Consider the following 24237-nt stretch of genomic DNA (forward strand, 5'->3'; position numbering starts at 1 on the left):
TGATTATAGTAATTTTATGGCTAAAGTTAGAGAAATAGAAACGAACATGGCTACTCTAATAACAAAACAAACATCTTCTTATGATACAGGGATGGTGTCTGGATGTTACCTTACTAGAGCAGACGAAACCCTAACTCCTATTTCTTCTTCCAATTTTATCCCTAGCATTAGTTTATCGGCCATTCAAGCAGTACCACTGATATCTTCATCTTCTGCACAAGACTCCGGCTACATTACACTAGATAAACTATTCGAACAGTTTCACATCACTTACGGAGCATATTCTTTTTACTAATCCAAGTTTTTTCAAACCGCTCAACTAAAACATCTTATAAAAAAGGCTTTAGATCAAGGTAATGATATCAATATTCAAGATTCGTTTAATCATACAGTTCTACATAAGGCTATTTACTGCAAACTTTATGATATAGCTGAATTTTTACTAGAAAAAGGAGCTTCAACAGAGTTAAAAGATTTAGATGGATATACACCTCTTCAATTAGTTATTCATGAAGGCTATACAGAAATGGTTAAATTACTAATAATATATGGAGCAGATCATCGAGACAAAAAACTAATAGAATTAGTACCCGATGATAAACCTGAATTAAAAGCTTTTTTAAGCCTTGCAATAGCGTCTCAAAATAATAATTCTAGCACAATAGATAATTCTCTTGTTACCACTAAAGATATAGAAAAATTAAATGATACTACAAATTTCTATACTGGTTCAAGAATATCTAAAATTGTTGTGGTTGCTGATGAAAATCCTGAAGAGTTGGGACTTGAATTAGCTGGTGAAGTACATGAATAGGTTTCTTAAACATACTCAATAATGACTTATAGAACTATTTTAATATAGGTTAATTTAAAAAATTATGTTTTATTTGAAATAATTATTGATTAATATTAATAATGATTTTATTTTTTACATAAATAAAGGTTAATTATGCCGCAACTTAAAATAGGTATTTTTAAAATACATAAATATTGTAAAAATATAAAAACTACAACTCAATCAAACGCTAACTATCCCCTAAAGAAAAAAACTACTGAAAAAAAATTAAACCCCACGGTAAAATATATAAATATGATCCTAACCAAGATATTGGACACCGGATGCTAAACTTCTTGGAACAGATTATGACACATAATTATAAATCTAGCATTCTTGACTAAATATATATTATGAACAAATGCTAAGTTTGAACTTTAAAATCTAATTTATGTTTAATTTACCTATTGATAATATTATCGTATTCATATACCTAATATCTATTCTACTTATTGGTATATATTACCGAGCTAAACATAGTAGTTTTAAGAACTATGCAAATGTTGAAAGTAAAGCGCAAAATAGTAAGCTGTTATTAATAGCTACGATATTTGCAAGTTCTGTCGGAGGAGCCACCACTTTCGGCATTATGGAAAAGGCTTTTTTGGGGCATGAATATTATGCTTACGCTCTTATACTTACAATACCTATAGATATATTAATTGCAATCTATATAGTACCTTTAATTGCCAAACATTACGGAGCTGAAAGCATCGGCGATATCCTGAGTACATATTACGGTAATATAGGTCGTTTTATCGGAGGGGTTAGTTCGGTTATCGTTTCAGTGGGGTTTTTGGCTGCTCAAATAAGCGTAAGCGGCTATATTTTTCAATATATCTTAGAAATAAATTATGTAAATGGGGTAATTTTAAGTTATAGTATAGTACTTATATATACTACAATAGGCGGTTTACAATCTATTGTTTTTACTAATTTACTACAATTTTTGGCGATGATAATCGCTATACCAACCATAACTTTTATCAGTTTAAATAAAATCGGTTTTGTAGATTTTATTAATAACCTACCTACGGAAAATGCAAATTTTGATCAGAGCGACCTACTTTCTTATACAATTGCAGCAGCTTTAAGCTTTAGCGTCATGAATCTATATCCTACATTTATTCAAAGAACTTTAATTAATAAAAATCCTACGCAAACAACTAAAGCAATATATGCAAAATCCGCTATATATTTTTTCTTCTTGATTTGCATTACTTTAAATGGTTTAATTGCTTATAAGCTTTATCCAAACCAACTGTCGAATTTAGTATTACCTTATTTAATCAACCAAATCATCCCGACTTTAATTCAAGGGATAGTAATGAGCGGACTCTTAGCTGCCGTTATGTCTACTGCTGATTCTGATTTAAACGTTACTTCTATAGCTATTGTTAAAGATATAATCAATCCTATTTTTAAGGTTAAAAATCAGCAAAAATTATTATTAATTGCTCGAATTATTAACGTTATAATAGGAAGTTTTGCAATAATTGTAGCTTTAAAATTTAGTCATGTAATTGACTTAGTAGTATTCTTCACTGGTTTCTGGGGACCGGTAATATTAGTACCGTTAATAACAACGCTTTTTGGTATCAGAACATCTAAAACTATAATGGTCTTATCATCACTTGGCGGAGCAGCTACCTTCTTAACATGGGAATATTATTCTTTGTCGTTGCAATATTTCAACCTTAGAGGAGTGTTTACAGGGACGATGGTGAGTCTTGTGATATTTATTCTAGGATGGTGGTATTCTAATGTCATTACGAGGAAAGTCATATAAAATATATTATATATTTACTTGAAGCTTTAAATAATTTAATATATTAACTCAAGGTTAATAATTGAATTATGAGGATTTTATATCTAAGCAAAATAGCATTGAAGGAAAATATAGCATAATAATTCCTATTGAAGATTGAAGACGAGAATGGGAGAATAAAATTTAAGCTTAATTCACGTGATGACGTTAATGGCAGCACTTTAGCTGATATAGCTACGTATTCAGAAAATATGCGTAATATGTATTACTCTACTAAGCAAAAAAATGATGCTGTTAACTCTTTAATGACAGGAGCTTTAAATTATTCTATTCATGGTACAATGACTCCATATTATCCTGACTTAACTAAATTTAATTAATATTAATGATTTATCTCAGAATGATGAACCTAAATTAATAGGCGAAACATGCCAAGAACTTAAAGACCCTATTGAGGATATAAAAAGCTAGCCTTATTGCATGAATCCAGAAACCTACTCGATGTCATTCCTGCGGAAGCGGGAATTCAGTGACAAGTAGGATAAATCGAGCTTTTAATTTTTAAAATTTAGTATGTCTAGACTTTTTAGTGACTGAATTCCCGCCTCCGCGGAAATGACATCGCGACTCATACAACTAGGTTTTTCATGAGTTATAATATTAGTTTTTTCTGTGCAAAACATTAAAAATCATCTCAGCAAGTGACTTGTTAATACCATTTACTTTAGCAAGCTCATCTATGGTTGCGTCGCATACTGCTTTATACGAACCGAAATAATGCAGTAATGCTTTTTTACGAGTTTCACCTACGCCCTCTATATCGTCAAGGCTTGATATTTTTATAGCACGTGATCTACCTAGTCTATGATTCTTTATGGCAAAATTATGTGCCTCATCTCGCAAGATTTGTAAATATTTCATAACCGGTAAATTCTTATCTAGAGTAAATACTTCCTTACCTATCACATAGAACTGTTCAAGACCGGCATTTCTATCTACTCCTTTTGACATACAAACAAAAGGAATATTCATTCCAAATTTATCCATCACCTCTTTAACGACGCCTAAATGCCCTTTGCCACCGTCTATAATCATTAAACTTGGCAATTTATGCGGCTCTCGCCTTAACCTTGTAAGCCGCCTTGTTAGGACTTGCCGGAGCATCTCATAATCGTCACCTTTTATGTCACCCCAGCAGTTCTTTATGCCATTCCCGCGAAAACGGGAATCCATTAACCTTTTTGGATCCCCGCTTTCGCGGGGATGACATACGAGAGAGGGAGCATTGACATTAAAAACCCGATATTCTTTTTTATCAAAACCGACTTTACCAGCAACTACCATCACTCCAACCGCAAACTTACCTTGAATATGGCTATTATCATAAATCTCAATTCTTTCAGGAACTTCAGAAAGACCAAATAGCTCTTTAATTTCAAACATAATCTCTTGATTTTTTGCAAATTTCTTCAAATACTGCTCTAGAGAAAATAAAGCATTTGTCTCGGCATTTTGAACTAATTTAGCCTTACCACCTTTATTAGGTACTGTAATATTAAGCTGAAGTATATTGTTGATTTTCTTAATCGCCTCTATCACATTCTCTTTATCATTAATTTCATGATTAATTATAATTTCCGCAGACACGTGTTGTTTTTGGTAAAATTGTAATAAAAAATATTCTAATACTTCTTCTTTAGTACTATTTTCAATAGAAGTAGGAAAATAAGGAATATTACCGCATGCTTGCCCTGCCCTATATAAAAACACTTCCACGCAATAATGCCCGTTCTTTTCCACAATAGCGATTATATCTGCGTCTTTAACGACATCTGAAACCCCTGCCTTAAGCTGCACATAACTAAGTGCTTTAATGCGATCTCTAATTTCTGCCGCCTCTTCAAAACGCATCTGACTACTTAGCTCTTCCATCTTTCTAGATAGGTTCTCTTGGAGTTCTTTAGTACGACCTTGTAAGAACTCTTTAACCTGAGTTACTAAGTCTCTATAGTCTTCCTTGTTTATTTTACCGACGCAAGGAGCATAACAACGTTTTATTTCATATTGTAAGCAAGGGCGAGTACGTGAATTAAAGTAATTATCCGTACAGGAACGTAATTTAAAAATTTTTTGTAGTTCGGTCAAAGTAGTATTAACTTCCGCACTCGAGGCAAAAGGACCAAAAAACTTCCCGTCACTTAGAGTTTTACCTCGATATTTTAGTAATTGCGGGAAATCATGATCTAAACGTAACTTAATGAAAGGAAAAGACTTGTAGTCCTTAAGAAGAATATTAAATTTCGGCTGAAATTTCTTGATTAACTGTGCTTCTAAAAGTAGTGCTTCAACTTCGGAATTAGTGATGCTATACTCTAAAAAACAAGTATTTGCAATCATCCGAAGCGTCTTATTATCTAAATCGCTTTTAATGTAATTAGTAAGGCGTTTCTTTAAATTTTTAGCTTTACCGACATAGATAACTTGCTTGTTAACGTCAAACATTCGATAAACCCCTGAACGTTCAGGAGCATCTATAAGTTTAGATTTAATTAACTCACTTCCAGTAATTTCTAGGATCATGTGTATAGTTCCCTATGTCATTCTTAGCTAAAAGCCGGAATCCAGAAAAAATAACCTTAATATTGATATAAAAATTACACATTAAACCTAAAAAAACAAGTTTTTTATAGGTTTTACTGAATTCCCGCCTTTGCGGGCATGACATAGAAGAGTGAACCATGCAACAATAACCTTCAATTCCCCGTTTTATTATACGGATTGTCATTTGCGACTTTAACATTCACTATTTTTCGTGTATTGTCATCAAAGAAAAAGGTTATTTTAAACTCATCTCCTACATTTAAATCTACTTTTGGGTCATAAAGCATAATATGCATGCCGCCGGGCTTAAAATCAACATTGATATTACCGGCAATTGAAAATGGATAATCAACTTTTACCATTTTACTAACCCCTTGATCATTAATTGTTTGATGAATTTCTATTCCACCTATCTTATCTGAAGATATATTCACTAAATTATAACTCTTACTTCTACTATTTATTAATGTAAAATACATAGCAGAATTGCTAACTTTACCTTGCACATTTGTTGTAGGTCTTGCCCAAGGCTGTGCAAAGTGAACGGCTGCCTCTGCAAGTAAATCATCAGGCTGATCAGAAGAAGAATTTGTAGAATTAGGATTTTGAGCTGTTTGGTTATCAGCATAGCTTACTGCGCAAATTAAAGTTATAAAACTAATTAGTAATGTTTTTAGCATAATAATACCCTTAATAAATTAAAATGAAATATTAGCATAGATTAAATATAAATCTAGTTTTTTAAAAGATATTTTTTGTACAATTCTTGTGGTAACCTCTCTATAGCATAACGAACTGCGGTTCTTGGCATTTGTAAAGTATAGCGATCCAAAAAATCTATTAATTGTTTTTCATCTTTTTTTCCTGTAGCATCCAACCTACTGCTTTATGCATTAAATCATGTTTATCGTTTAAGAGTAATTTTGCTATTTCAAAAGTCGTACCTAATGTATTATTTTTGATAAAATACCAAGTAGCAACTATAGCTATTCGTCTTCCCCACAGAATTTCCGATTTTGTTAGTGTAAAGAGATAATCCTTTTCTTTATCCCATAAATAAGCTCCGATATATGATGAGCTGATGCATCCACTAAATTCCAATTATTTACGTGTTTTATATTGTTTAAATAAAAATTATACAAAAACTCTTTATCTTGTGCTGTCTGATATTGCATAATCAAAATAGCTAACGCTAAAAATCTCGCTTCATTAAATTCTGAAGTAATAAGTCGGCTTAAATCCTCCATATACAAATTATAATAACTTTTAGCTATTGTACGTAAAGTCGGCACGGTAACGCCAATAAATCGTTCATGCTCTCCATACTCGCCTTCTCTAGTTTTCAAGAATAGCGTTCTACGTTCTACAGGAATAGTAGCATTCTCAAGTAAAATATTTCTAATTTGTTGTAAATTTTCTCTCATGTTCAATAAGCCATTTTTTACGATGTAATCCCCCGCCATATCCTCCAAGTTCGCCATTGCTATTAATAATGCGATGACAAGGAACAATGATTGCTAACTGATTCATACCGTTAGCATTTGCAACAGCTCTATAAGAAGTAGGTTTGCCCAAAGCTTTAGCCTGATTTCTTCGTGTTTCACCGTAAGGTATATTAATTAATTCTTGCCAAACCATTTTTTGAAATGGGCTTCCTAAAAGCTATATAGGCGTATTAAATTTTTACCGTTAAAGTACAATTGAAGATCATCTTCAATCATTAAAATCGATTCAGTGCTTCCAGGAATAATAGCAGATTCTGTCTTAATCCTTAGCCTCTCAATTTCATGCTCCAAACCTCTTCTATCAACAAACTCTAACAAATAAAGCAATTTTTCATCACTAATTGCCAGCATAGAACCAAGAGGCGTATCTAGCCAAGCGGATTTTAAACTCATTATTTTACCCTAAATATGATTTCTTAATATTATAATGCAGACTAAGTATACCGGATATTGCTACTATGGCAAAAGAAGAAGAAAAACCTAACAGAATAATAGATCAGTATAAGACCGGTAAAATAACTACCGCAAAATTTCGTAAGAAAATGAATGAGCTTATACTTGCTGCTCCCTTTGCATTTATATATTTATATTTTTTGTTGTACCACTCATATTATGTCCTGATTTTTTTGTTAATTTATAAGAAAATAAGTTGTATTTAATAATTTATTATTCTCTTCACTGCTATAATTACTGAGTTCTAGCAAAGCTTCGTGTATTTCTTTCTCAAGTAAATAGTAACCTAAGCTTTTGAGTATGTAGATTATTTTTTTTTGCCTAGATTCTGCTGTTGTAAATACTTCCCATAACCAATAGTAGGTACAGAATATTTTTTTAGCAAGACATGGAGTGAAAATTAAAACAAAAGGAACATTCAAAGTTTCTACTAAATTTCAAAAAGCCTTGAAATCCTTATCGGAAGTGGTGGAGGCAAAGGGAATCGAACCCTTGACCCTCTGCGTGCAAAGCAGATGCTCTACCCCTGAGCTATGCCCCCGATTATTTATTGGCGGGGTTTTTGGAAGTGAAAATATTAAGATAAGCTTTTAACTAATCCCCAAGGTAATGGCTGACCATTGCTCCCTACGACTAAATCTCCGGAAGATTCATATTCGGCAGCTAGAAAAGACTTTTGAGCAGCAATAAGTTTGACCGGTTTGATTTTCTGACCGTTATGAAAATATTCTTTAGCCTGTTCCCTAGAAGTCGGGTTATTTTTGGAAGCTGTTTTTGCTTTAGACATATACTATTAACTTTTTCTTAAACTTGTGAAGAATATAAAACTTTTTCCTAAACTTGTCAATAACTACCGTGTCGATAAATAGACATTGCCTAGAAAAAGTTGATAATTTAAAAAGTTTACGTAATTTCCTCGCAATGACGATTAGGAAGTCACGCAGACAATACTGAGAACTCCTACTGATTAATCCTTGCCATGCAGATTCTTTCGGTGATTTCTTTCAACTTGTCTACTCTATCGATTAAATAAAGCAGCTGTTCTTTTGTAATTTTATAGTTTTTATCATATCTTGCGTCAACATAAGCTTTTTGAAGTAACTCAAAACATTCTTTTTGCTCAGGGGTTGCTATAGGAAATACTTGCAATAGCTCACTATTATAATTTTTTGCCATACTCCCTAATTCTTCTATATCATGCAATTTAGGTTTGTAATTGGAAAAAACTAACAAGATGCTACTGTAAAAACCCCCCGTAGCTTAATGAAGATAAAAAGCACTTTTGTTTAATTCGCTTCTTTCAAATGGATATTTGCAATCAATAAAAAACCCGCATCCACTTCTAAACCATTCTTCATAGTAACCTTTAGCAATTTCTTTCATCTCGCTCCAAGGGAAATCTTTAGCTTCGCTAAGTGTAAATTCCTTGCTATCATATAAAAGAATGCCTTCTTTTTTTATATCCGTATAAAAATTTTCTAACTGCCTGTTTACTTCATCTATTGATTCAAGAATTATTGATATTCGTGAGCCATATGGGATAATTTGAGGCTTTACTACTCCTGTCTTTTTTAATTTGGTATATATTGTATCTTTTAATCTTAAAGCAGTATATCCTTTATATTTACCTTTCTTCAGAATTATCAAAATATCGGTATCGCTATGGTAACCGTTAGGTAGATCACGCACCCAATCACCTCTTGCAAAAGAGCCATACAAGATAATCATAGCGATTTTATCTTGTGCAATATCTAGAATTTGCTGCACTATAAAATTAAGCCTAGCTTGGATTTTGAGAGGACGCTGAGGTAAAGTGGTTTTCATCTATTCATTTGCACCATGACAATATTTATATTTCTTGCCTGAACCGCACGGACATAGCTCATTACGAGATACCCTACCCCAACTAGTAGGATCGTTAGGGTTTCTATCTTTTGGGTCAATGCGTGATACGACTGGTTTAAGGTCAGTCTCAATGCTACTTCCTGCGTTATATTTACTAAATGCCGGATCTTCCCGACTCTCACGTATATTTTTCTGAAGTTTTTTATACTCAAGCGAAACATCTTCTTTTTGAACATGTTTTAAGTCAATATGGAAATGATATACGGTTTGAATAAATAATTCTTTTAAATTATTAAGCATCTGCTCGAATAAGTTAAATGCTTCTCTTTTATACTCACTAAGAGGGTCTTTTTGGGCATAAGCTCGAAGAGATATGCCTTGTCTTAAATGATCTAAGCTATATAAATGATCTTTCCAAACTTGATCAAGGGTAGTTAGTAAAATATATTTCACGGCATTATGCATTAACTCGCTACTATAGGCTTCTTCTTTTGACTTATATATATCATGAGCCATTTGTATAATGGTCTTCGTGATTTCTTCTTCCGTTACATCATTTTTACTTACTACATTATGATCAAATTTTATAGAAAAAACACGATGTAATTCTACGCTTAAATTCTCTATATCCCAATCTTCTCTATAAGATCCTACCGGCATGAAAGTTAATACTATCTTTTTGGCAAGTTCCTCAGTAGTACTATTTAAGAAACCGTGACTATCTTTAGATTTAATAATTTCAGTACGTTGCTCGTATATTATCTTACGTTGGTCATTCATTACATCATCAAAACGTAATAAATTTTTACGCATTTCGTAGTTATGTCCTTCCACTTTTTGCTGCGCTTTCTCAAGTGAACGACTAATCATCGGATGGTGGATAGCCTCTCCGTCTTTCAATCCAAGCGTTCTAAGGACTCCTGATATACGATCTGATGCAAAAATACGCATTAAATCGTCATCAAGCGATAGGAAAAACTTAGTTTTACCAGGATCACCTTGTCTACCTGATCTTCCTCTTAGCTGATTATCTATCCTACGGCTTTCATGCCTTTCCGTACCTATCACAAATAAACCGCCTGCTTCAATAACCTGCTTCTTTTCTTTGGCAATTTGAGCTTTTATTTCAGCTATTTTAGTTTCATAATTATGTTCTTTATCCAGCTGTTCTATTAACATTTCAGGATTACCGCCAAGCATAATATCAGTACCGCGCCCTGCCATATTAGTTGCAATCGTTACTGCCTTAAACCTACCTGCTTGAGCAATAATAAAAGCTTCCTGCTCATGAAATTTGGCGTTTAATACTTTATGAGGGATTTTTTCTTTATTTAAAACGCTTGAAAGTTCTTCTGACTTTTCTATGCTTATCGTACCAACAAGTATAGGCTGTCCACGATCGTAACAATCCTTAATTAGCTTTAAGATAGCATCATATTTTTCTTTTTTACTGCCGTAAATTTCGTCATCAAGGTCAAGCCTTGTAACTTTATTATGGGTTGGGACTGCGACCACATCGAGATTATATATATCTTTTAGTTCCGGTGCTTCGGTCATAGCCGTACCGGTCATACCCGATAATTTAGGATAATTACGAAAATAATTTTGGAAAGTAATAGATGCTAAAGTTTGGTTCGCATTTTGAATTTTCACATTTTCTTTTGCTTCTAATGCTTGATGTAACCCTTCCGAATATCTACGCCCTTCCATTACACGACCGGTAAACTCATCAATAATCATTACTTTACCTTCACGCACCAAATAATCTACATTAACAGTAAACATATTATGAGCTCTTAAGGCTTGGTTAACATAATGTACTAAAGTTAAATTCTCAAAATCATATAAACCGGTATCCGGTTTTATAATATTTTCTTTACTTAAAAGCGATTCTATATGTGTAATACCGGTTTCCGTTAAATTGATAGTTTTTAATTTTTCGTCTTTTTCAAAATCACTTGCATTAAGCAGACGTACTATTTTATCAATTTTACCGTATAATTCTGAATTATCATTAACCGGACCCGAGATAACGAGCGGAGTTCTTGCTTCATCTATCAAAATCGAATCAACCTCATCGATGATAGCAAAATTAAAAGGACGAAGTACCCGCTCCTGTAAGCTATACTTCATATTATCCCTTAAATAATCGAAACCGAGTTCATTATTTGTTGCATGAGTAATATCGGCGTTATAGGCGGCTCGTTTTACCGCATCAGGCATACCACTAACAATACATCCAACCGATAAACCTAAAAAATTGTAAATTTTACCCATGGAAGCAGAATCACGGCTTGCTAGATAATCATTTACGGTTACAACATGTACACCTTTTCCGGTTAAAGCATTTAAGTAAGCAGGAAGCGTTGCAACTAAGGTCTTACCCTCACCGGTACGCATTTCGGTAATCATGCCTCGATGTAATATCAGGCCGCCCATAAGCTGAACGTCAAAATGACGCATACCGCAAACTCTTCTAGCTGCTTCCCTAACTACCGCAAACGCCTCATATACTATATCGTCTAAAGTAGCTCCGTTTTTAAGCTTTTCTTTAAACTCCACAGTTTTATTCTTCAACTCCTCATCTGATAATTTTTGTATAGCAGGTTCAAGCGAGTTAATTTTTGTAATTTCGGAAAATAGTTTTTTTACAGTACGATCATTTGCAGTACCGAAAAGTTTTTTTAAAATAGAAAGCATTAAAGTCCTTATGATATTTTTAGTACTTAAATATAGGTATATTTTATAAAATTATCAAATGTTATAATTTTATTTAAATGAATAATTTTTTATTGAAATGCATTTTTTTACTACAAATATTTATAAATTATTATTAATAAATAAAATATTCTCAAATAGCTGTTGACGGTTATATATTATTTTTATAAAATTTAAGCTTATATTTAACACAATTATGAGTCATAAATGAAAAAGTTATCTGTTATATTTTTATCAGTTAGCATGCTTTCCGGTATTGCTTTTGCTGATAAAGACAAGGTAGTTGCTACCTATAAAGGCGGTGAAGTAAAAGAATCGCAAATTATGAAAGAATTTAAGCCTCAGCTTAATCTTCAATCAGGTGAAACAATCAAAAATTTTGATGATTTTCCACCACAAGATCAGGAAAAATTAATAAAAATTTATGTTAATAATCTTTTGTTAAAAGAAGAAGTTGCTAAGTTAAATATTACTTCTTCTAAAGCATTCCAAGAAAAACTTGAAAATGCAAAAAATCAATTAGCTCAACAAGAATTACTAGCAAACTACATAAAATCTAACATTACAGATAAGATGTTTGATGACGAATATAATAAATATGTCGGTAATCTTAAAGGTAAAGAACAAATAAAAGTTGCTCATATTTTAGTTAAATCTCAAAAAGAAGCTAATGATATAAAAACCAAATTAAGCAAAGGCGGAAACTTTACTAAGCTTGCAGAAGAGTTATCCCTTGATAAAGCTTCAGCTTCAAACGGCGGCGTTATCGGTTACATTCTACTAAATCAACCTGGGCAGTTAGTACCGGAATTTGAAAAGAAAGCTTTTGCTTTAAAGGTAAATGAAGTTTCAACTCCTGTAAAAACCGATTTCGGTTGGCATGTTATCAAAGTGCTTGAGAAAAAACCTGTGCCTATTCCAACAAAAGAAGAAGCAAAAGTAACTATTGATAATATATTAGCTGCAGAAGTACTAAAACAATATATTTCTGATTTAGAAGCTAAAGCTGATTTAAAAATCATTTTACCTAAAGCAGATAGCAAAGCCGGATCGTAATTTATATTTTGCCATTGCGAGAGCGGGCATTCCCCGCATACCAAGTCGTCATTACGAGGAAAAACTGTAAGTTTTGACGAAGCACAATCTCAGGAGTTTGTTATTACTGCATGAGATTGCCACGTCGCTTCGCTCCTCGCAATGACGGTTTGGGTATCCACGCAATAATGCCTCCGCGGGAATGACATAGGGTTCACACAGTAACGCCTCTACCCAAGGATAACATTATAACTACTCTCAATCACAGCAAATGCTACGCATACAGGATAATCATCAGTAAGAGAAAGGTGAATATTAAAAGGAGAGAGTTTGTTTGTATAGTTTGAGCTAACTCCTACTATAGGCTTACCTAAATCATTATTTAGTATAGTAATATCTTTAAAATTTATACCTTGACCTATACCGGCTCCAAAGGCTTTACTAATAGCCTCTTTAGCAGCGAAACGCTTGGCTAAAAAAGCAGCATGGTTTATTTCCCCCAACAAAGCAAGCTGTTTTAATTCCTTTGAAGTTAGAATTCTTTTAGCAAAAAGTTCCGGATATAAATGTAATATCTTTTCGATTCTAGGAATTTGTACTATATCAGTACCAACACCAATAAGCATTTACTTATCGGTTTCATAATCTTCACCACTCTCATCAGTAAAGACTTGATCATCTAAATCAGAATAATCTTCCCCGATATAAACTTCAGGTAAATACTCAAATTTTTCTTCTACATCTTCTGATTCATCTTGATTAACAAACGGCTCTATCATAGTTCTTGTACGCAGACTATTTATTAAATCTTGTTCTAACTGAGCTACCGATACTTTTCCAGCAGCAATTCTACGTAATGAGATAACAGGCGGCTTATCACGCTTTTCTTTTTTGATTTGATTAGTTGCTACTTTATAATTTAATAATTTAGCATATCTTGTTGCTAGGACAACAAGCCGAAACCTATCCGGTATAATTTTATTACAATCTTCTGCTGTAATTCTTGCCATAATTTTTCTCCGTTAAAAATAGTATACTACAAATAAATAGGAAACGAGTATACGAAGATCAACTTCAAAAAGAGCAAGGAGTTCACAAGGCGAGGAACGCAGCGTATACTTAATACGTGAGTACCACAGCTCTTGTAGAACGACGTAGCCAATTTTTGAAGTTGATCGAGTATATTATACCCTTTTTATATCTGCACCGCAATTACTTAATTTTTTTTCTAAATCTTGGAAGCCACGATCTAAATGATATATTCGGTGTAATACGGTTTTGCTATTAGTACTAAGACCGGCAAGTATTAGCGATACCGAAGCTCTAAGATCACTTGCCATAACTTCTGCGCCTTTTAACATTTCTACACCTCGAACAACCGCCTTATTACTTCGTACTACTATATCTGCTCCCATTCTACATAATTCAGGGACATGCATGAAACGATTTTCAAAAATATTCTCGGTGATCATTGAAACACCGCTACTAAGCGTCATAAGACTCATAAATTGTGCTTGCAAATCAGTAGCAAAGCCAGGATAGGGATTAGTTTCTAAATCAACTGAATTTAACTTCCCTTCATAAGTTACTTGAACTCCGTTATTGATCGGCACGACTTTTATACCCGTTTCGATAAGTTTTAAAGCTATATTTTCTACAATATGGTAATCAATCCCACAAATTTTTACATCACCTTTAGTAATAGCTGCCGCAAACATATAAGTACCGGCTTCAATACGATCAGAAAGTACTTTATAGCTCGCTTTATTTAAAGAATCCTTGCCTTTAATTGTTATTTCGCTAGTGCCGATACCTGCAATATCGGCTCCCATTGTGATAAGACAATTACATAAATCAACTATTTCCGGCTCTCGACCGCAATTAAAAAGCACAGTTTCCCCCTCTGCTAAAACAGCTGCAAGTATTGCATTAATCGTAGCACCTACGGAAACTTTATCAAAAACAAAATGAGTACCTTTTAAGCGTCCTTTACTTGAAGCGTTAATATAACCGTCTGCTATTTCAATCGTAGCGCCCATAGCTTTTAATACAGCAATATGCAAATCTACTTGCCTTGCTCCAATAGCACAACCACCCGGAAGCGATACTTTTGCTTTACCATATTTGGTAAGCAAAGGACCAAGCACCCAAATCGATGCTCTCATTTTACGGACTATTTCATAATCTGCAGTAAAGTTATTTATATTTTTGGTATTAATTATAAGCTCAAATTCATCTTGATGTTCTATTATTTCAATATCTGCCCCGTGACTTCGGAGCAAATCTTTCATAGTACTAACATCCGTTAACTTTGGAACATTAGTAATATGCAGTTTATCGGTAAGAATAGACGCTGCCATAATAGGTAGCACGGCATTTTTAGCACCGCTAATATTAATACTACCTTTAAGAGATTTACCACCGTGAATAATTAATTTGTGCATAAATTATTTTGATAAAATTGTAACGTCATTGCGAGGAGAAGCTGATTAAATTGTCATTCCGCGACTTGATCGCGGGGTCCAGTTAAAAATACTAATATTATTAGTATTTTTAGTTATTTTCTGGATACCGTGGTCAAGCCACGGTATGACACCAATTATACTACACATCCAAATTCACGACATTCAACGCATTTGCTTGGATAAATAACCTGCGAGGTTCAACAACGTCACCCATTAAAGTAGAGAAAATGCCTTCTGCTTCATCAATTTCTGCAACTCTTACCTGAAGCAAAGTTCTTTTTGTAGGGTCAAGAGTAGTTTCCCATAGCTGGTCGGAATTCATCTCACCAAGACCCTTAAAACGCTGAATATTTATACCTCTTTTTCCGCATTCTATAATGGTATTTAACAACTGACTCGGTGTTAAAATATCGAATTCCTGACTTTTCACTATAAGCTTTAATTGCTTACTAAATATATCAAAAATCGTTAAAGCAAGCTTTGATATTTGTACAAACTCAAATGATTCTAACTGCTCTTTCAATAATATTTTACTTTCTTTTAACCCCCTACTAAAGCGGAAGAACTCTATTTTATTTGCATGTTTTAAAACTTCCAAATTAGTCTTATCAGGCGAATCTTCTAAGCTATTTAAAACATCTAAAGCTTTTTTAAGTCTTAAATCACTTTCAGGCTCAAATATTTTGTTATTAAGTAAGTCATTAATCGCAAGAATTTCGGTAATTGAGCGATTAAATTTTTTGCTAGCATGGTCAAGCAAGCCGTTAAACTTAACTACTTTATTAATTAGCTCTTCTAAATTATCACCCACTAACTGCTCTTTACCGTCTAGAATTAAGGTTGCATCATTAATAGTTGATTTGATCAAATAATCTTGCAGCACTTGCTCATTCTTTAAATAAAACTCGGCTGCTCCTTTCTTTACTTTATAAAGCGGTGGCTGAGCTATATATAGATAGCCTTTATTTATTAGCTCAGGCATATGACGGTAGAAAAACGTGAGTAATAAAGTTCTAATGTGCGAGCCGTCAACATCAGCATCGGTCATAATAATAACTTTATGGTATCTAAGCTTTTCTAAGGAAAATTCTCGTTCAACACTAATTCCAAGAGCTGTAATTAACGTACCGATTTGGTCCGAACCGAGCATTTTATCAAATCTTGCACGTTCAACGTTCAAAATTTTACCACGCAAAGGCAATATAGCCTGAATTTTGCTATCCCTACCCTGCTTTGCAGTACCGCCCGCAGAGTCCCCCTCAACAATAAACAATTCTGAAATAGCAGGATCTTTTGCATGGCAATCTGCAAGTTTACCTGGTAAATTCGAGACTTCTAAAGCTGATTTTCTTCGAGTGAGTTCCCTGGCTTTTCTAGCAGCTTCACGAGCATTCGCAGCTTCCATAATCTTAGCTATAATTGCCTTAGCTTCTGCTGGATGCTCTTCAAACCACTCAAGAACCTTTGTATAAACAGCATTCTCAACAACCGGTCGTACTTCGGAGCTTACTAGCTTATCTTTTGTTTGAGAAGAAAATTTAGGATCAGGAACTTTAACGGAAAGCACACAACATAGCCCTTCCCTAGTATCTTCACCGCTAAAGTCATTTTTAGCTTTTTTATTAAGACCCGTAGTATCAAGATACGAGGTAATAACACGTGTTATCGCTGATTTGAAGGCACTAAGATGAGTTCCGCCATCACGCTGCCTAATATTATTAGTAAAGCATAAAATATTTTCATGATAAGAATCGTTCCAATGCATCGCAAGCTCAAGGCTCATACCGGACTCAGCATTCTCCGTATTAACTACTATACATGGATGGATAGCGTGCTTCGCTCTGTCTATATATTTTACATAAGCTTCTATACCACCCGTATAATAAAACTCTACTTCTTTAACTTCTTCAAAGCGATTATCGACGAGTAAAATCTTTACGCCTGAATTTAAAAAAGCAAGCTCACGAAGACGATGCTCTATAGTGCCGAAATCAAATTCTATATTAGTAAACGTTTCTACAGACGGAAAAAAAGTAACTTCCGTACCTTTTTTATCAATATTTTCTTTGACAACCGCAAGCGGAGCTTCCGTTATACCGTTATTAAATCTAATCAAATATTCCTTATTATTACGCCAAATACGCAGCTCAAGCCATTCAGAAAGAGCATTTACAACTGATACACCAACACCGTGTAGACCGCCTGCAACCTTATAAGCGTTCTGGTCAAACTTACCACCGGCGTGAAGTTGCGTCATAATAACTTCAGCTGCCGATATTCCTTCTTCTTCATGAATTTCAACGGGTATACCTCGCCCGTTATCGGATACGGTTACTGAACCGTTTTTATTTAATGTTACTTGTACTAGATCACAATAACCGGCAAGCGACTCGTCGATAGCGTTGTCGACTACTTCATAAATCATATGATGTAGACCCGACCCGTCTCCAACATCCCCGATATACATTCCCGGTCTTTTTCTTACGGCTTCAAGACCTTTTAAGACCTTTATGGAATCAGCACCGTATGATGATTCGTTAAATTTTTCTTCAATTTCCGACATATTATACATATAATATTATTTGGCTCTATTACTTGTTGCTGGAAACAATAAAAATGACTATAACGTAACTTATTAAAATAGTAAAGTTTCTTGATTTAAAATTAGCGAGATAACAATGAATATATTAAAGTTAAAAAATATTTTCGACGTAATTAATGATTATGACGTGTTTTTATTCGATCTTTGGGGGGTAATAATTGAAGGGGGACGTACCTATCCAGGCGTCGTACAAAATATCAATAAGATTATTGAACGAAAAAAAGTGTATTTTGTCACTAATGCTCCACGAAATATTTTTTCACTGCATCAAACAATTAAATCTTGGGGATTAAATGCAGAACCGGAAATGATCATTAGCTCAGGCGAAATAGCAGTAGAAATGATACTAGAAAGTAAAGAGCGGTTCGGTATAGAAAAACCAGTAATATATCATTTAGGACATTTAGAAAATGATATAATAAACAGAATTCAATGTCCTATCACTGATGATATTAACAAAGCTAATATTTGCTTAATGACTATTTACAGAGACGAAAACGAAAATTTAGATTTAAACGAATTCGATGAATTATTTAAAATTGTTGTACAACGTAAAATGGTCAATATTTGTGCTAATCCTGACCTCGGAATAAATCAGCACGGCGTTTATAGATATTGTAGCGGCTATTATGCCGAAAAAATAAAGCAGCTTGGCGGAAAAGTAATTTATAGCGGTAAGCCATATGAAGAAATATATAGCAAAATTTTAAAAGAATGTAATAATACCCCTAAGAATCGCATGTTAATGATTGGGGACACTGTTTATACCGATATACTTGCAGCAAATCGCCTTGGTATAGACTCTGCTCTAGTGTTAACCGGAAATTCTAGAGAATATCATATTGATTTTGATAATATTGATGAAAAACTAGATAGTTTAATGAAAGCTGCTGTTAAGCAGTCGATTACACCTAGTTTTGTTGTTGATTTATCTTGAATAGTTTTGCCGTCATTGCGAATGACTAAAGGTGTTGTCGCATGGCTATTTTATGTCATTCCCGCTTCCGCGGGAATGACATAAAAAGGCGGAAATGACATCAAAAGAACTCTATTGATATTTTACTCATAATCTGCTATAGAGTAAAACTTAAGCGGTCGTGGCGAAATTGGTAGACGCGCAGCATTGAGGGTGCTGTTCTGTAAAAAGATTGGAAGTTCAAGTCTTCTCGACCGCACCATTCGCCGGTTTTTCACAAAGTCAAATTTTTGTCTGTTTCGACACTTCAGGTTTTATATTTACTCCTAAGTTCTTCTTGTTAGCAAATGTTTGTGCTAATTGTATACTCCTGATAAATGAAAAGGAGTTGAAATAAAAACTATTGCTTATTTGTACTCTGTGATTTATATTGATTAGCAAATTGTACACAATTCTGTGCCAAGCCTAGCTAACCAGCTTTAAATAATTATAATAAGTCTATAATAAACTATTAGGTCAATAGGCTATGCCTAATTTCAATATATTTAAAAGCATCGTACCAGATCATCACGATCAATTTGCTGAAATTTTTGATCAAATTAACGATCTGATCGAAGATCACAATTATGATGCTGCTGCAAGCAGGCTGGCCAAGCTTCATTATGCCGATTTAGCAGATTTCTTAGATAATCTTAACAATAAAACATATAAAATAATTATTCCTTTATTACAGGATGAAATTAAGCCTGAAACGTTAGTATCATTAAATGCTTATAGTAAACCTTTAATAATAGAAACTTTAGGCATAAAAAAATCTGCAGAATTAATCAATAAGCTAGTTATAGAAGATGCTATTGAAGTAGTAATCGATCTAGACAATGATATAAAAGACCTTATCCTAAGTAATCTCACTAAAGAAAAAAAACACCAAATTACCGTAGGTTGTACATATCCCGAAAATACGGTAGGTAGGGTAATTGAGCGAGATTTTATTAATCTTCAAGAAGGATGGACGGTCGAGGAATCATTAAATTTTATCAAGAACGTAAAGAATGACTTTTATGCGGCAATCGTTACGGATAATAAATTACGCCCTATCGGTATTATTTCTCTTAGCACGCTAATTAAAGGCAAAAAAAATGAATTGATAAAAGATTTGATGAGCAAAGATTTTAAGCTTGCAGATGCTTTTACCGACTTAAATGAACTAAGCTTCATTTTTAGACAATATGCTTTAACTATTGTACCGGTAGTAAATAAAAGCGGTAAGTTAGTAGGTAGCGTATCAATCGATAATATAATTTATATTATCGAAGAACAAGCCGAAAAAGATATATTATCATTAAGCGGGGTACACACTCAAGATACTTTCTTCAACGTATTTTATACCGTTAAACATCGTTTTCCTTGGCTCTTTGTTAATCTAATCACTGCCTGCATGACCTCACTTATTATTAACCATTTTAACGATACTATTGCAAAACTTGTAACGCTTGCAGCCACTATGCCTATTGTAGCTTCAATGGGCGGAAATGCCGGAACACAAGCCATGACCGTTACGGTTAGAGCCCTTGCTAATAAAGATATTCATTATAATAATGTCAATAAAGTTATATTAAAAGAAATAGCCGTATCGGCTTTTAACGGTTTTGTACTTGCAATTATCGGAGCAGGACTTAGCTTTGTGATGTTGCTTGACTTAAATCTTAGCGTTATTTTTGCTATTGCAGTTATTTTAAATGTTTTAGTAGCCGGATTATTCGGCTCTGCTATTCCTATAATACTGCATTATTTTGATATAGACCCCGCTACAGGCTCCGGTGTATTTCTAACAACCATAACCGATGCTCTAGGTTTCCTAACTTTCTTAAGCCTTGCTCATATTTTTTTAGTGTAAAATTTGGTGTTTATTCAAATAAAAATACATACACATTGCAGCAAACAGTAGCTATAGCTCCAAGACATTTACATATACCACAACTTGTATCCTGATTTTCAAAGTCGGTAATATTATTCTCATAAGATATATTATTATCTCTTTGTATATTCTGATTATTATTAATATTTGACTCTTTGAACAATAAATTTGCAACAGTTAGTATTAATTCACCCTGTGATGCAGTTAGATTAGTATTATTTAAGGAGCTAGCTTGTGCGTACTCTTGTACTTCTAAACTATTACGGTTTGACATAGTTATATTTTGACTTTATGGTTAATATTTAAAATAATATAACAATAATCTTTAGGTTCTGTGAAGGAAAATTAAATTATTTATATTTTCAGATATTTTTTAGCGAAAATTAATAAGATTTTTGCAATAATAGTTGTTCCTATTTCAAAAAAATCTTATGATTTACAGCAAAAAATAGCAAAAATAGATTAATTTAATTTTCCTTCACAGAACCTAATCTGCAGCTATTTATTACTGCAATTTTTGGCATTTCCTCGAAACGGTTGATATCGTCATGAGCTAAGCGATTGCAAAGAGCGTGGCAATGACGTAAACTTTTCAAATTATCAACTTTTTCTAGGCAATGCCTAATTTTTTAATTAATAGCCCACAAATTATAATGCAATAAGAAATAACTTCTATAGAAGATATAAGCTCTTGGAAAGAAAAGTTTGAAATTTGTGTTTATAGTAAAAAATTACTTGATAAACTCGAATATTTAAATACCAAAGTAGAAAATCCTATAGATATCCTCGAATCTACTATGCACGTAACACGGTTCTCAAATGCGTCAATCAGGCGATCCTTATTATTCGCACCAGATTGAGGTAACAATTATGCTTGCTGAATTTGTAGCTGAATAAGCACCTAAGCTTTATAACATTATTAGGCTGCAAGCCGCTTTACTTCATGATACTATTGAAGACACTGAATTAACTGAAGAAGCAATTACCGAAATTTTTGGACCGGAAGTAGCAAAACACGTAGAAGGTCTAACTAGAATTAAATCTTACGGGAAGATAAGTAGCGGAAAAAGTCTAAACTTATTAATTAAAGAGAAAAGATACAATACGACATTAATAAAATTATTTGACTGAATTCATAATGTGTAAACTTTGGGAGTTAAATCACCTGAGAAAGCTAGAAAAATTATTGATGCGACTTTAATAAATTTTCTTTTGGTCGCTGCTAATATAAATTATAAACTAGAACAAGAATTTGCTGAGTTATGCCTAAAAGTTTTTAATATTAAACTTGAAAGACAAAAAGCTTTTTCTAATAATAACTCTCTGCTTCCTCCTCTAACTTTATAAAATGATTTACTCCAAATGTATAACCAATTAGAATTGGAATAATCAAGAATAATAATCCCCAGTGATTAAAATAATCTATCAAGTAAATTGTTCCAAAAGAAGAAACTGCAAACATTAAAGTTCGTGATAAAGCAAATATAAAACTGCCGCATGTAAAACGTTTTAATACTGGAAATCTTGCATAAAACACTGCACCTGCCGGAAAAGTAGTAGGGGCAAATACTACTACAATAAATAATTGGAATAAAAGTAATTCTATAGTATTTGAAATATTATTTAGTAAGATAGGAGACATAATGGCTACAATAGAAAATATTATTAATCTTACTTTAAGGACTTTTAAAGGATGTATTTTACAAACCAAATAAGTAACAATTATTGTACTTATTAATTCTGTACCACAAACAATAAAATTTTGATGAATTACTTGAGCAGCACTGTAATTAAATGAGTTTTTAGCATATTACCGCAATAAATATAAACAATATAAAACCATAACGGGGCTCCACAATGTATAAAAAAGAAAGCTATTGCTGTTGGTTTATTAATTTTTTCACTCCAAATAGGGCTTGATTTTAGCAGATTATTATCTATCCCCGCTTGTGCTACAGTTTTCTTTATTCGTCTTTTTGCATCAATGAAATCTGGAGTCTTCCTAAGATTTGTCCTTACAACAGCACCAACTGTAGCAATAGCTGCTCCAAACCAAAATGCAATACGCCAATCAAGTCCAAAAGAAGTAACAAGTGTTCCTACCACTAATGCTACTGTTACACCTAAAGTTACAAAAACAACAAGCGAAGCCACCACCCAATAACGTTGAGGAATTTTTGTCATTTCGGTTAGATAAAGCTTGGCACCTACTACCTCCCCTATAGAGGACGACATCCCCTGGGCGATACGACACGCAGTTACTACAAAAGTCGCCGTAATACCAATTTCGGCATAAGTTTTTATAATTAGCCATTATAAGACAACAAAGCGATATTAAAAAAGTTGTAATAATGACCGTTGCCTTACAACCTATAGTATCTCCTATCCAACCGAATATTAAAGCACCGATAGGTCTAAATACATATGTTGCACAATATGCAATGGCAGAATATAGAGAAGCAGCTCGTGCATCGGCTTCAGGAAAAAATAGCTCGTTAAGTAGTACCGCCATGTGTACATAGAGCATGAGATCAAAATATTCAAGAAACGTACCTATCGATAGTAGCCCTATTGCTTCTTTTTGATTACGAGCTAAACTTTTTTGCTCTTTTGCGTAACTTTACATACTTTTTTACAGATTAGTTAAAATTAATAAAGAACTATACTGTTTTATATAAAAATAAAAGTCAATTTAACAAAATTAGATTTTATAGCATTGCTAACTCAAGACAGGTGTCGTAATGAGCTGAGCGACTGAAAGGAGCGTATCAATCTAAAAAAATAATAATAAAAAATTCTAGTTTACAGAATTTTTAACTAGATTGCTTAGTCAATATACTTTGTAATTTCCTTGCAATGGCGTTAATTTATTAAATAATCTATCTTTATTTAGCAATGCCAATAAATTTCTAATTTAATACTTGCAATTTATCTTATAATTACTTATATTCAGATTCGCTTAGATTAAAAAGCACTAAGGCGTTTTATATGTAATTAATTTTGATCCCCTTAAACTTTTTACATTAAAACGCCGTTATTTTATTTAAGCGGGTGTAGCTCAGGGGTAGAGCGCTACCTTGCCAAGGTCGAAGTCGAGGGTTCGAATCCCTTCACCCGCTCCAGTGATTTTTTCCGTTTTATGTCATTCCCGCGTAGGCGGGAATGACATAGAGCGTGTTTTTCGAGCTAAGCAACAACGCCCTTTTGCAAATGACATCAGTAAGTTTATCATAAATTCAATCTTCCAAACCATATTTTTTCTTAATATCTTCTAATGAAATTACTTCTTCTCCTTTTTCTATACGAGACAAAGCAACTAATAAGTCTGCTTTTTCTTCTATATAAATAACTTTCTATTGCTTTACGTATAATATATCCTTTTGGTCTATCGATTTCCTTAGCAACATTAGAAACTATAATATCTAGTTCATTAGAAATTCTAGTAGTTATAGCTGTCATAAAAATAGCCATTTATTGGTTTTGTGATAACTTATATTAGTATAAAATACATTTAAATATATTTTATATTATTATTTTACCCTTGCATTAAAGCTATTAGGTAGCTATTTTTATTTT

At 33.2% G+C, this 24237-nt stretch carries 19 protein-coding genes, 3 tRNA genes and 7 pseudogenes; 10 read left to right on the forward strand and 19 right to left on the reverse strand.

The window, feature by feature from the left end; all coding sequences use genetic code 11:
* Positions 1-367: 367 nt before the first annotated feature.
* From MCI_RS09390 to MCI_RS01475, 4 genes and pseudogenes are all read left to right on the forward strand, one after another.
* A pseudogene (locus tag MCI_RS09390) lies at positions 368-523 on the forward strand (ankyrin repeat domain-containing protein); the annotation flags it as partial.
* A gap of 3 nt (positions 524-526) precedes the next feature.
* Positions 527-814: a hypothetical protein gene (locus MCI_RS09395; RefSeq protein WP_014409367.1), complete on the forward strand. Its 288-nt coding sequence runs from the start codon at positions 527-529 to the stop codon at positions 812-814.
* A gap of 412 nt (positions 815-1226) precedes the next feature.
* Positions 1227-2624, forward strand: a complete 1398-nt coding sequence (locus MCI_RS01470) for a sodium:solute symporter (protein ID WP_014409369.1) — start codon at positions 1227-1229, stop codon at positions 2622-2624.
* Between the two features lie 230 nt (positions 2625-2854).
* Positions 2855-3074 (forward strand): annotated as a pseudogene (locus MCI_RS01475) (hypothetical protein).
* 189 nt (positions 3075-3263) lie between these two features.
* Here MCI_RS01475 and uvrC read toward each other — a convergent pair.
* The 10 genes and pseudogenes from uvrC to secA all read right to left on the reverse strand — a co-directional run bounded on the left by uvrC (position 3264) and on the right by secA (position 11707).
* Positions 3264-5183, reverse strand: coding sequence for an excinuclease ABC subunit UvrC (gene uvrC, locus MCI_RS01480; protein WP_014409371.1), 1920 nt, complete (start codon positions 5181-5183; stop codon positions 3264-3266).
* A 173-nt stretch (positions 5184-5356) separates the two neighbouring features.
* Entirely contained in the window at positions 5357-5884 is a 528-nt protein-coding gene (locus MCI_RS01485; protein ID WP_014409372.1) for a copper chaperone PCu(A)C, read from the reverse strand.
* Between the two features lie 53 nt (positions 5885-5937).
* Positions 5938-6628, reverse strand: a pseudogene (locus MCI_RS10615) (DNA alkylation repair protein).
* A pseudogene (locus tag MCI_RS01500) lies at positions 6603-7102 on the reverse strand (methylated-DNA--[protein]-cysteine S-methyltransferase). The pseudogenes MCI_RS10615 and MCI_RS01500 overlap by 26 nt, the downstream one beginning before the upstream one ends.
* Before the next feature lie 236 nt (positions 7103-7338).
* Positions 7339-7584 carry a hypothetical protein gene (locus MCI_RS01510; RefSeq protein WP_041404097.1) on the reverse strand — a complete coding sequence of 82 codons (246 nt, stop codon included), beginning with the start codon at positions 7582-7584 and terminating at the stop codon, positions 7339-7341.
* Between the two features lie 44 nt (positions 7585-7628).
* Positions 7629-7703: transfer RNA gene (locus tag MCI_RS01515), tRNA-Ala, on the reverse strand.
* A gap of 36 nt (positions 7704-7739) precedes the next feature.
* On the reverse strand, positions 7740-7949 hold the full coding sequence (locus tag MCI_RS01520) for a hypothetical protein (RefSeq protein ID WP_004998070.1): 210 nt from the start codon (positions 7947-7949) through the stop codon (positions 7740-7742).
* Between the two features lie 173 nt (positions 7950-8122).
* A complete protein-coding gene (locus MCI_RS09410; RefSeq protein WP_041404162.1) occupies positions 8123-8338 on the reverse strand; it encodes a HEPN domain-containing protein in 216 nt (71 codons plus the stop codon).
* 84 nt (positions 8339-8422) lie between these two features.
* Complete coding sequence (locus tag MCI_RS01530; protein WP_232202688.1) at positions 8423-8986, reverse strand: nucleotidyltransferase domain-containing protein; 564 nt, start codon at positions 8984-8986, stop codon at positions 8423-8425.
* Positions 8987-11707 (reverse strand): preprotein translocase subunit SecA, encoded by a 2721-nt coding sequence (gene secA, locus MCI_RS01535; RefSeq protein WP_014409374.1) that lies wholly within the window; start codon positions 11705-11707, stop codon positions 8987-8989. It lies immediately after the preceding gene.
* A gap of 225 nt (positions 11708-11932) precedes the next feature.
* On the opposite strand from secA, the gene MCI_RS01540 reads away from it, so the two are divergent.
* Positions 11933-12781, forward strand: a complete 849-nt coding sequence (locus tag MCI_RS01540) for a peptidylprolyl isomerase (protein ID WP_014409375.1) — start codon at positions 11933-11935, stop codon at positions 12779-12781.
* 209 nt (positions 12782-12990) lie between these two features.
* On the opposite strand, the gene acpS is transcribed toward MCI_RS01540, so the two are convergent.
* The 4 genes from acpS to gyrB form a co-directional block, all read right to left on the reverse strand.
* Complete coding sequence (gene acpS, locus MCI_RS01545; RefSeq protein ID WP_014409376.1) at positions 12991-13386, reverse strand: holo-ACP synthase; 396 nt, start codon at positions 13384-13386, stop codon at positions 12991-12993.
* The gene (rpoZ, locus tag MCI_RS01550; RefSeq protein ID WP_014409377.1) at positions 13387-13770 is read right to left on the reverse strand and encodes a DNA-directed RNA polymerase subunit omega; all 384 of its coding nucleotides are present in this window, start codon (positions 13768-13770) and stop codon (positions 13387-13389) included. It abuts the gene before it with no gap.
* Positions 13771-13944: 174 nt separating this feature from the next.
* Positions 13945-15204 (reverse strand): UDP-N-acetylglucosamine 1-carboxyvinyltransferase, encoded by a 1260-nt coding sequence (gene murA / locus MCI_RS01555; RefSeq protein ID WP_014409378.1) that lies wholly within the window; start codon positions 15202-15204, stop codon positions 13945-13947.
* A gap of 160 nt (positions 15205-15364) precedes the next feature.
* The gene (gene gyrB, locus MCI_RS01560; protein ID WP_014409379.1) at positions 15365-17788 is read right to left on the reverse strand and encodes a DNA topoisomerase (ATP-hydrolyzing) subunit B; all 2424 of its coding nucleotides are present in this window, start codon (positions 17786-17788) and stop codon (positions 15365-15367) included.
* A 115-nt stretch (positions 17789-17903) separates the two neighbouring features.
* Here gyrB and MCI_RS01565 point away from each other — a divergent pair, with 115 nt between their 5' ends.
* From MCI_RS01565 to mgtE, 3 genes are all read left to right on the forward strand, one after another.
* Complete coding sequence (locus MCI_RS01565; protein WP_014409380.1) at positions 17904-18764, forward strand: TIGR01459 family HAD-type hydrolase; 861 nt, start codon at positions 17904-17906, stop codon at positions 18762-18764.
* Positions 18765-18918: 154 nt separating this feature from the next.
* Positions 18919-19005: transfer RNA gene (locus MCI_RS01570), tRNA-Leu, on the forward strand.
* A 264-nt stretch (positions 19006-19269) separates the two neighbouring features.
* A complete protein-coding gene (mgtE, locus tag MCI_RS01575; protein ID WP_014409381.1) occupies positions 19270-20640 on the forward strand; it encodes a magnesium transporter in 1371 nt (456 codons plus the stop codon).
* Between the two features lie 10 nt (positions 20641-20650).
* Here mgtE and MCI_RS01580 read toward each other — a convergent pair whose 3' ends face one another.
* On the reverse strand, positions 20651-20935 hold the full coding sequence (locus tag MCI_RS01580) for a hypothetical protein (protein ID WP_014409382.1): 285 nt from the start codon (positions 20933-20935) through the stop codon (positions 20651-20653).
* A 400-nt stretch (positions 20936-21335) separates the two neighbouring features.
* Here MCI_RS01580 and MCI_RS09415 point away from each other — a divergent pair.
* Positions 21336-22008, forward strand: a pseudogene (locus MCI_RS09415) (HD domain-containing protein).
* On the opposite strand, the gene MCI_RS09420 reads toward MCI_RS09415, so the two are convergent.
* From MCI_RS09420 to MCI_RS09430, 3 genes and pseudogenes are all read right to left on the reverse strand, one after another.
* Positions 21971-22315: a hypothetical protein gene (locus tag MCI_RS09420; protein WP_041404163.1), complete on the reverse strand. Its 345-nt coding sequence runs from the start codon at positions 22313-22315 to the stop codon at positions 21971-21973. The pseudogene MCI_RS09415 and the gene MCI_RS09420 sit on opposite strands and share 38 nt — an antisense overlap.
* Before the next feature lie 116 nt (positions 22316-22431).
* Positions 22432-22896 (reverse strand): MFS transporter, encoded by a 465-nt coding sequence (locus tag MCI_RS09425; protein WP_014409385.1) that lies wholly within the window; start codon positions 22894-22896, stop codon positions 22432-22434.
* Positions 22897-23017: 121 nt separating this feature from the next.
* Positions 23018-23188, reverse strand: a pseudogene (locus tag MCI_RS09430) (proline/betaine transporter); the annotation flags it as partial.
* A 520-nt stretch (positions 23189-23708) separates the two neighbouring features.
* On the opposite strand from MCI_RS09430, the gene MCI_RS01605 reads away from it, so the two are divergent.
* Positions 23709-23783 (forward strand) — tRNA-Gly (locus tag MCI_RS01605).
* Positions 23784-23897: 114 nt separating this feature from the next.
* On the opposite strand, the pseudogene MCI_RS01610 reads toward MCI_RS01605, so the two are convergent.
* Positions 23898-24132: pseudogene (locus MCI_RS01610) on the reverse strand (antitoxin of toxin-antitoxin stability system).
* Positions 24133-24237: the final 105 nt, after the last annotated feature.

Origin of the sequence: Rickettsia montanensis str. OSU 85-930 (assembly GCF_000284175.1) — a bacterium.
Lineage (GTDB): Bacteria > Pseudomonadota > Alphaproteobacteria > Rickettsiales > Rickettsiaceae > Rickettsia > Rickettsia rickettsii.

Excerpts from the sequence above, each read along its gene's own strand:
- secA (WP_014409374.1), bottom strand. The coding sequence starts at position 11,707 with ATGCTTTCTATTTTAAAAAAACTTTTCGGTACTGCAAATGATCGTACT.
- acpS (WP_014409376.1), bottom strand. The coding sequence starts at position 13,386 with ATGCTTATTGGTGTTGGTACTGATATAGTACAAATTCCTAGAATCGAA.
- murA (WP_014409378.1), bottom strand. The coding sequence starts at position 15,204 with ATGCACAAATTAATTATTCACGGTGGTAAATCTCTTAAAGGTAGTATT.
- MCI_RS01485 (WP_014409372.1), bottom strand. The coding sequence starts at position 5,884 with ATGCTAAAAACATTACTAATTAGTTTTATAACTTTAATTTGCGCAGTA.
- MCI_RS01540 (WP_014409375.1), top strand. The coding sequence starts at position 11,933 with ATGAAAAAGTTATCTGTTATATTTTTATCAGTTAGCATGCTTTCCGGT.
- MCI_RS01565 (WP_014409380.1), top strand. The coding sequence starts at position 17,904 with ATGAATATATTAAAGTTAAAAAATATTTTCGACGTAATTAATGATTAT.
- MCI_RS09425 (WP_014409385.1), bottom strand. The coding sequence starts at position 22,896 with ATGTCGTCCTCTATAGGGGAGGTAGTAGGTGCCAAGCTTTATCTAACC.
- rpoZ (WP_014409377.1), bottom strand. The coding sequence starts at position 13,770 with ATGGCAAGAATTACAGCAGAAGATTGTAATAAAATTATACCGGATAGG.
- MCI_RS01470 (WP_014409369.1), top strand. The coding sequence starts at position 1,227 with ATGTTTAATTTACCTATTGATAATATTATCGTATTCATATACCTAATA.
- MCI_RS01580 (WP_014409382.1), bottom strand. The coding sequence starts at position 20,935 with ATGTCAAACCGTAATAGTTTAGAAGTACAAGAGTACGCACAAGCTAGC.
- MCI_RS09395 (WP_014409367.1), top strand. The coding sequence starts at position 527 with ATGGTTAAATTACTAATAATATATGGAGCAGATCATCGAGACAAAAAA.
- gyrB (WP_014409379.1), bottom strand. The coding sequence starts at position 17,788 with ATGTCGGAAATTGAAGAAAAATTTAACGAATCATCATACGGTGCTGAT.
- MCI_RS01530 (WP_232202688.1), bottom strand. The coding sequence starts at position 8,986 with ATGAAAACCACTTTACCTCAGCGTCCTCTCAAAATCCAAGCTAGGCTT.
- mgtE (WP_014409381.1), top strand. The coding sequence starts at position 19,270 with ATGCCTAATTTCAATATATTTAAAAGCATCGTACCAGATCATCACGAT.
- uvrC (WP_014409371.1), bottom strand. The coding sequence starts at position 5,183 with ATGATCCTAGAAATTACTGGAAGTGAGTTAATTAAATCTAAACTTATA.
- MCI_RS09410 (WP_041404162.1), bottom strand. The coding sequence starts at position 8,338 with ATGGCAAAAAATTATAATAGTGAGCTATTGCAAGTATTTCCTATAGCA.
- MCI_RS01520 (WP_004998070.1), bottom strand. The coding sequence starts at position 7,949 with ATGTCTAAAGCAAAAACAGCTTCCAAAAATAACCCGACTTCTAGGGAA.